Source organism: Sphingomonas hominis, from assembly GCF_013328205.1.
GTDB lineage: Bacteria > Pseudomonadota > Alphaproteobacteria > Sphingomonadales > Sphingomonadaceae > Sphingomonas > Sphingomonas hominis.
This window is the reverse complement of the sequence record NZ_JABULH010000013.1, coordinates 22783-29267: the sequence shown is the minus strand read 5'-3', so window position 1 is coordinate 29267 and position 6485 is coordinate 22783. Positions and strand designations below refer to the sequence as shown.

Sequence of the window (6485 nt, the reverse complement as noted above, 5' to 3'; positions counted from 1 at the left end):
TGCGGCAACGCTCAGGCCTTTGTTGACCATTTGTTCCGACTGCCGCTGTCCATATGACAAACCTTGAGGTGCCCCCTAATAGACGGGCACCATCCCGCCATGCGTGCGGAAGGTGTCAGGGAAGATGCCCGGCGCTAGCGTCGCGACCAGGCTGTAGAGGAACGCCGCGCCCACCCCGATCGCGATCAGGGTGAACATATTGAGGTGGCGGGTGCGGAGCGACTGCCACCCTCGCACGAAGAACGGCGCACCCGCCCACAGCACGATCGGCGCGGTGAGCGCGAGCTGGATCCAAGGGGACGCGGCCGGGCTGACGACATGCAGCCCGAGCATTTCGGCGAACATCGAGACGACCAGCAGCGGGATGGTGAGCACGCCGGCCACCCACAGCCGGCGCGTGAAATCGACCAGCTCGGGGTTGGGCGCATCATCGAGCGACGGTTCTTCCGGTTCGAGCGCCATGCCGCAGATCGGGCAGGTTCCCGGCCCTTCCTGGCGGATTTCCGGGTGCATCGGGCACGTCCACATCGCACCCGGCGTCGCCATCGGCTCAGGACGCGGCTTGCCGCTCAGATAGGCGTCGGGATTGGCGATGAACTTGGTCCGGCATCCCGCGCTACAGAAATGATAGGCGTGGCCGGCGTGCTCGGCATGGTGCGCCGTTTTCGCCGGATCGACCGTCATCCCACACACCGGGTCGATCACCGGCGCCGCGGCGCCGCCATGATGATGCCCAGCGTGCGCACCCAGAAAAGCATCGGGATCGGCAACGAACTTGGTCCGACAGCCGGCACTGCAAAAGTGAAAGGCGCGCCCGTCATGCTCGGCATGGTGCGGAGTTTTCGACGGATCGACGGTCATCCCGCACACAGGGTCTTTGATCATTTTGGCAGTATCTCCTGCCTTGCTGCCCGAGCAGCAGCCCCCCGGCTCGGCGTGATGGTGCTCGATGGGAGCCGGTGCGGTCGAGCCGCCCCCGCAGCAAGATGAGGGCGCAGCAGCAGCCGCCGGTTCGCTCGCGGGCTTCGAGCAGCCGCAGCCCCCGGCGTGGGAATGGGATTGAGGGTCGTTCATGGCGAGACTCCTTCGACCCGAGAGCATGTAAGGTCTGACACCGTGTCAGGGTCAAGGCACTATCGGCGTGGCGGGTATGCTGAATCTACGCGGCTGGGGGGCATTGCCCTCACATGACGGCGACAAGCCCGAAACTCTCGACGTTATGAGGACCGCGGCTTAGGTCTATATTCCGGCTCGCTAGCGCGGGCCGGGCAAAACGGGGACATATGGCAGCGCAGATCGACACCCTCTCCACAGGCGATGACCACGACGGCCTTGTCTGTCGCCTGATTTCCCGCTGGCGGGACGATCCGAGCGCGACCTATCGAAGCTGGTTTCTCTGGGACGAGCGGTTGAAGAACTTCCGTTCGATCCGGCGCGGGATCACCCAGGTTGTCAGCGAGATCGAGCGGGGCACGTTCGGCGTCGCCTATCGGGGATCATCGCTCGAAACCGTCGTCCACTCCGTCGCCGAGCAGCGGCAAATCTTCAAAGGCGCGGATCACGCCTTTCTGTGGAAGCCCAAGCTCCGCATCCCGGACATTTACGAAAGCCCGGAGAACCAGCGCGCGTTCGGCCGGCTGCTCGACGCCTGTTCGTGCTGCGATACGGCCGAGGAGATCATCGGCCATATCCACGCGATCGACCGCCTGAAGATCAAGGGGCTCGGGCCAGCGGTCGCGAATCTGCTCTATTTCCTTCACCCCACGCTTGTGCCGCCCTTCAACACCGCGATCGTGAAGGGCTACAACGCGCTCACCGGCGCGAACGTCAAGCTGGGGAGCTGGGAACACTTCCTGGCGATGCGAACCGGCATTCTCGACCTGAACGACAGGCATCGCGACCTGCTATCGAACGACCTTGGTGCGATCGGGGGCTTGTTGTTTGATGTAGGCTCCGACCGCTACCCCGCACCCCCGCTCGACGGGAGCGAAACGGCGTTGACGACGTGGGGCCAGCGACTTGAGGCGGCCCGCGAGGAAGCGCGCACGCTCAGCAAGGCGGCGATGGCGCAGGGCGAGAACGAGCGCACCCATACCGAGATCCAGGCGTGGCTTCGCGATCTAGGACTGGCGCTCGGCTATGACGTGTGGATTGCGGCGAACGATCGCAGCCGGTCCTTCAAAGGATCGGCCTTAGGAGCTGGATGCCTTGAGCGCCTGCCCAACACGATCGCGGCCTCGAAAGGCGCGGACTCCATCCGCTTGATCGACGTGCTTTGGCTTGAGCGGGGCCGCGATCACGTCGCCGCGGCGTTCGAGGTGGAGCACTCGACCTCAATCTACTCGGGCATCGTCAGGATGCTCGACCTGGCGCTCAGCGGCAGCGATCTTCACGCGACCGCGGGGCTGTTCCTCGTCGCTCCCGACGCGCGCGAGGCGGACGTTCGCGCGCAGTTGCAACGGCCCGCGTTCAGCCGCGTCGCTGACCTCGACATTTCCTACCTCCCCTACGGCGAGCTGGAGAAGAACCGCGAAGCGATCGGTAGGTTCGGATCGGGGCTGAAAGCGATTAAGGCCATCGCCAGCAAGCTTGGATAAGCCGCCCCGTCAAGGGGTAAGATCGGGGGGCACGTATCCTCTAGCAATAGAGGAGAGCCGCCGTGACGATGCCTTCCCCGGTTCCCTGGCTCGATCCGCTGTTGATCGTCTGGTTTGCGCTGACCGCGCTGTCCGTTGCCTACGTCGCGTGGGATGCGTTCACCCGCAATCCCGAGCTGAAGGTGATGAAGTGGGGTTGGCTGTTGGTCACGCTCTATGGCGGCCCGATCATGGCGGCGGCCTATGTGCTCTCGTGCCAGGAGCCGGCGACGCAGCGGCACGAGGACTTCGTTCGGCCGCTTTGGAAGCAGGCGTTCGGCTCCTCGATCCATTGCATCGCCGGCGACGCCACGGGCATCATCGTGGCGGCGGCGATCACGACCGCGCTCGGCTTGCCGATGTGGCAGGACGTGATCGCAGAATATGTTTTCGGCTTCGGCTTTGGCCTTCTCATATTCCAGGCGCTATTCATGCGCGACATGGCGGGCGGCTCCTATTGGGAAGCGCTTCGCGCGTCCTTCATCCCTGAGTGGTTGTCGATGAATGCGGTCATGGCCGGGATGATCCCGACGATGGTAGTGTTGATGAGCCGGGACATGGCGGCGATGCACGCCAGCTCGCTTCGCTTCTGGGGCGTCATGTCGCTTGCTACGCTCGTCGGCTTCGCTGTCGCCTACCCGGTCAACCTATGGCTCGTCGGTGTCCGCTTGAAGCACGGCATGGGGACGGTGCGCGCGCTCGGGCATGGCGGGCACGGCATGGCGGCCGAAAAGGCCGGCACCGCCCCCATGTCTGGGATGGAACATAAAGCGATAGCCGGCATGGCAAGCATAGCCGAAGGTCCAAGCGCGACGCCGGCGCAGATCGTCGCGATGACCGTGCTGACGCTGCTCGCGCTTAGCGCCGGGATCATCGTGGCGACAATCGGAGGCCGCTGGACGATGTGACGGCGTTCTTTCGGCGCGCTCGACAAGGGATCGAGCGCTGCGCCGCGTATCTTCAAATGGGCGGGGCCGATGGAAGGAAGAACGATGCACCACCAGATGAGCGCCGAGATGCAGGAGTGCATGGACGCCTGTCACCAATGCCATGTGACCTGCCTGTCGATGGCCGTGAACCATTGCCTGGAAGCAGGCGGCCGCCACGCCGAGCCGCAGCACATCAAGATCATGCTCGACTGCGCGCAGATATGCTCGGTCGCGATGGACTTCATGGCCCGCGGCTCCGAGCATCACCGTCATATCTGTCGCGAGTGCGCCGAGATTTGCCGTGCGTGCGCGCAGAGCTGCCAAGGGCTCGACGGTATGGAGGATTGTGTCCAAGCCTGCCTGCGTTGTGCCGAGGCGTGCGAGAAGATGGCGGCCTGACCACCCGCTGGCGCGGGCGGTCAGCCGCCCGCGCACAGGGGCGCTGGGTTGCTAGTGTCCCATCCGCGCGATCACGTCGAACAGTTCGCCAGTAAACTTCGTCAGCAGCTCGACCGCGGCGCTTCCGAACACGACCAGGCATACGCCCAGGGCGATGAGCTTGGGGACGAAGCTCAGCGTCTGTTCGTTGATCGAGGTGGCGGCCTGAATGATGCTGATAATCAGCCCGACGATCATCATCGGCACGAGCAGAACCACGCAGATCAGGCCGACCACGACCAGCATCCTGCCCGTCTCGTCGAGAAGGACGGATTGATCCATCAGGCGCAAGCGCCTGTCGGGCCGGGGAACGCGAGGGCTCCCCGGACGCGCATCACATCGCCGAAGCAGGCGGGGCGAGTGTGCCCAGCCAAGCAACGAGCCCGAGGATCGCGACGACGCAGGCCATCTCCACCGCGAGGCTTGTCCGCAGCGCGGCGAGCGCCGCACCATGATCGGAAGCGGCCATCGACCGCTCAAAGGCCGGCGTCAGCCGGAACCGGTTGAGCGAGGCCAAGCCCAGCATGGCGACGAACAGGGCCAGCTTGGCGAGGAGAAGCTGCCCATAGAGGGTCGCCGCGAGCGCGGTGATGTTGCCGATCCCGACCAGCATCCAACCGTTGACCAGGCCAGTGACGACGATCGTGCCGACCACGACCGTTCCGACCGTCCCGAACCCATGGAGCGCGCGGTGCGTAAGCCCGAGATGCGCCGCGTCAACGCATGCGGCAGGCCGGGAGACGAGAAGGATCAATCCAAGCAGCGCGCCGACCCAGGCACCCGAGGCGATCAGGTGGAGAATATCAGCAGCAAGATGGACCCAGCCCATCGCGGCTTCGTCCATTGCGCCGTGCCCGGTCCATGCCAGCGTCCCGAGCGCGACGGCCGAGCCCAGCGCAACGATGCCCAACCAGGCGCCCCGACCAGCGGCGAGCATGGCAGCCAGCGTCGCCAGGGCGAGCATGACCATTCGGAGCTTCCAGGCCACCCCGATCGCTGAACCCGTGAGTAGGGCGCCGACCGCTTCATGGTCGACCGGCCAAGCCGGCGTCCCCGCCATCGAGGAGGCCATCAGTACGACCCAGGCGACCGAAAAGATGAGGCCGAGCGCCGCGCTGGCGACGAGCCACGGGCGCAACGCGAGCGCGTCGCCGCGCTCGCCTGCCCGCAGCCCATAGAGGCCGAATGCGGAAAGGCCGAACAGCGCCGCCAGCGTCAGGTAAAGCGCAAAGCGGACACCGATCAGCCACCAGTCCCCCATCGCCTTACTTCACTGTGAAGGTATAAGTACCGGCGATCTTGTGCGTGTCGGTCGAGACGACATTCCAGGCGACATTGTAGCGCCCCGAGTGGAGCGGCGCCTTCGGTGTGACGACGAGGGTCTTGCCATCGGAGGCAAGTGCTGCGGTGCTGGCGATCTTCATCTCCGGCATGCCGGGCATGGCAGCCATGATCAGATCAGCCTTGGAAAAGGCCGGCACCAACTTTTCGCTGAAACGCAGCTCGAGGCGAGCGGGCTTGGCGACCGTCGCGTTGGCGGCCGGGCTGGCGGAAACCAGTTTGGGATGCGCGTAGGCCGTGCCGGCGAACGCAAGGGCGGCGGCAGCACTCAGAACAGATACACGACGCATAGAGATGTCTTTCAAAAGGAGGGTTCCTGTCCTTCATTACGCGCCCCGTTCGATCACCCCTCAAAGACATTTGGTGAGGGATGAGAGCTGCGCTTGCGTAATCCATGCTAAGGGGGCGGAGTGAACGACATGGACGATCTCGACGCAGTATTGACGAGGCTGGCTCGGGCGCCGGTGCCTGCGAGCCTTGACGGAATCGAAGCCAGGGTGCTCGCGCGCATTGCTGCACGGCCAGTGGCGCGCGCCGGCATGGGCCTAGGAGCCATGACGATCGCTGTGGCGCTCGTCATGGGGATCGTTGGCGCAGGGGTTCCGGCAAAGGAAGCCAGTGCGGCATCGTCGCTATCTCCGCTCGGGCCGGTGTCGCCGCTGGCGCCCTCGACCTTGCTTGTCGGCGCGCCATGAGCGGCCGCACCCGCTTGGCGCTCTGCGTCATTGCGTGCTTTATCGCCGCGGTCGGCGGCGTGTTCGTCGGGCGAGCGCTTCTCCCGGCGAGAGCGCAGCCTGGCGCGGAATTGCATGACGTGCTGCATCACGAGCTGGCGTTGGACGCGAACCAGCAGGCCAGGCTTGAAGTGTTGGAACAGCGGTTTGCGGTGCAGCGCCGCGCCTTCGAGCTTGAGCTGAGGGCCGATAATGCGCGGCTCGCAGAGGCGATCGAAGCCGAGCACGGCAACGGCCCCCGCGTCGCCGCGGCGGTCGATCGCAGCCACGCCGTCATGGGCGAGCTACAGAAGGCGACGCTCGCGCATATATTCGCCATGCGACAGCTTCTCCGGCCCAACCAGACCGGGCAATTCGACCAAGCGGTGGTGAAGGCGCTCACCGACGACGCCCGGTGAGTTCTGGCG

At 65.2% G+C, this 6485-nt stretch carries 8 protein-coding genes and 2 pseudogenes; 5 read left to right on the top strand and 5 right to left on the bottom strand.

The window, feature by feature from the left end; genetic code table 11:
- Positions 1–78 precede the first annotated feature (78 nt).
- Both HRV97_RS16365 and HRV97_RS17725 read right to left on the bottom strand, forming a co-directional pair.
- Positions 79–693 (bottom strand): annotated as a pseudogene (locus tag HRV97_RS16365) (heavy metal-binding domain-containing protein); the annotation flags it as partial.
- A gap of 60 nt (positions 694–753) precedes the next feature.
- Positions 754–885: pseudogene (locus HRV97_RS17725) on the bottom strand (YHS domain-containing protein); the annotation flags it as partial.
- Positions 886–1283: 398 nt separating this feature from the next.
- Here HRV97_RS17725 and HRV97_RS16360 point away from each other — a divergent pair.
- The 3 genes from HRV97_RS16360 to HRV97_RS16350 all read left to right on the top strand — a co-directional run bounded on the left by HRV97_RS16360 (position 1284) and on the right by HRV97_RS16350 (position 3964).
- On the top strand, positions 1284–2597 hold the full coding sequence (locus HRV97_RS16360) for a type II restriction endonuclease (protein WP_174195205.1): 1314 nt from the start codon (positions 1284–1286) through the stop codon (positions 2595–2597).
- 68 nt (positions 2598–2665) lie between these two features.
- Positions 2666–3544 (top strand): DUF4396 domain-containing protein, encoded by an 879-nt coding sequence (locus HRV97_RS16355; RefSeq protein ID WP_223176915.1) that lies wholly within the window; start codon positions 2666–2668, stop codon positions 3542–3544.
- 84 nt (positions 3545–3628) lie between these two features.
- Positions 3629–3964: a four-helix bundle copper-binding protein gene (locus tag HRV97_RS16350; protein WP_174195203.1), complete on the top strand. Its 336-nt coding sequence runs from the start codon at positions 3629–3631 to the stop codon at positions 3962–3964.
- A 51-nt stretch (positions 3965–4015) separates the two neighbouring features.
- Here the strand turns inward: HRV97_RS16350 and HRV97_RS16345 are convergent, their stop codons facing one another.
- The 3 genes from HRV97_RS16345 to copC are packed head-to-tail and all read right to left on the bottom strand — an operon-like array spanning position 4016 to position 5634.
- Positions 4016–4285 carry a flagellar biosynthetic protein FliQ gene (locus tag HRV97_RS16345; protein WP_174195209.1) on the bottom strand — a complete coding sequence of 90 codons (270 nt, stop codon included), beginning with the start codon at positions 4283–4285 and terminating at the stop codon, positions 4016–4018.
- Between the two features lie 52 nt (positions 4286–4337).
- Positions 4338–5264 carry a copper homeostasis membrane protein CopD gene (gene copD, locus HRV97_RS16340; RefSeq protein ID WP_174195202.1) on the bottom strand — a complete coding sequence of 309 codons (927 nt, stop codon included), beginning with the start codon at positions 5262–5264 and terminating at the stop codon, positions 4338–4340.
- Positions 5265–5268: 4 nt separating this feature from the next.
- Positions 5269–5634, bottom strand: coding sequence for a copper homeostasis periplasmic binding protein CopC (copC, locus tag HRV97_RS16335; RefSeq protein ID WP_174195208.1), 366 nt, complete (start codon positions 5632–5634; stop codon positions 5269–5271).
- Between the two features lie 129 nt (positions 5635–5763).
- On the opposite strand from copC, the gene HRV97_RS16330 reads away from it, so the two are divergent.
- Positions 5764–6039 carry a hypothetical protein gene (locus HRV97_RS16330; protein ID WP_174195201.1) on the top strand — a complete coding sequence of 92 codons (276 nt, stop codon included), beginning with the start codon at positions 5764–5766 and terminating at the stop codon, positions 6037–6039.
- The gene (locus HRV97_RS16325) at positions 6036–6476 is read left to right on the top strand and encodes a periplasmic heavy metal sensor (protein ID WP_174195200.1); all 441 of its coding nucleotides are present in this window, start codon (positions 6036–6038) and stop codon (positions 6474–6476) included. The genes HRV97_RS16330 and HRV97_RS16325 overlap by 4 nt, the downstream gene beginning before the upstream one ends.
- The last annotated feature ends 9 nt before the right edge of the window (positions 6477–6485 follow it).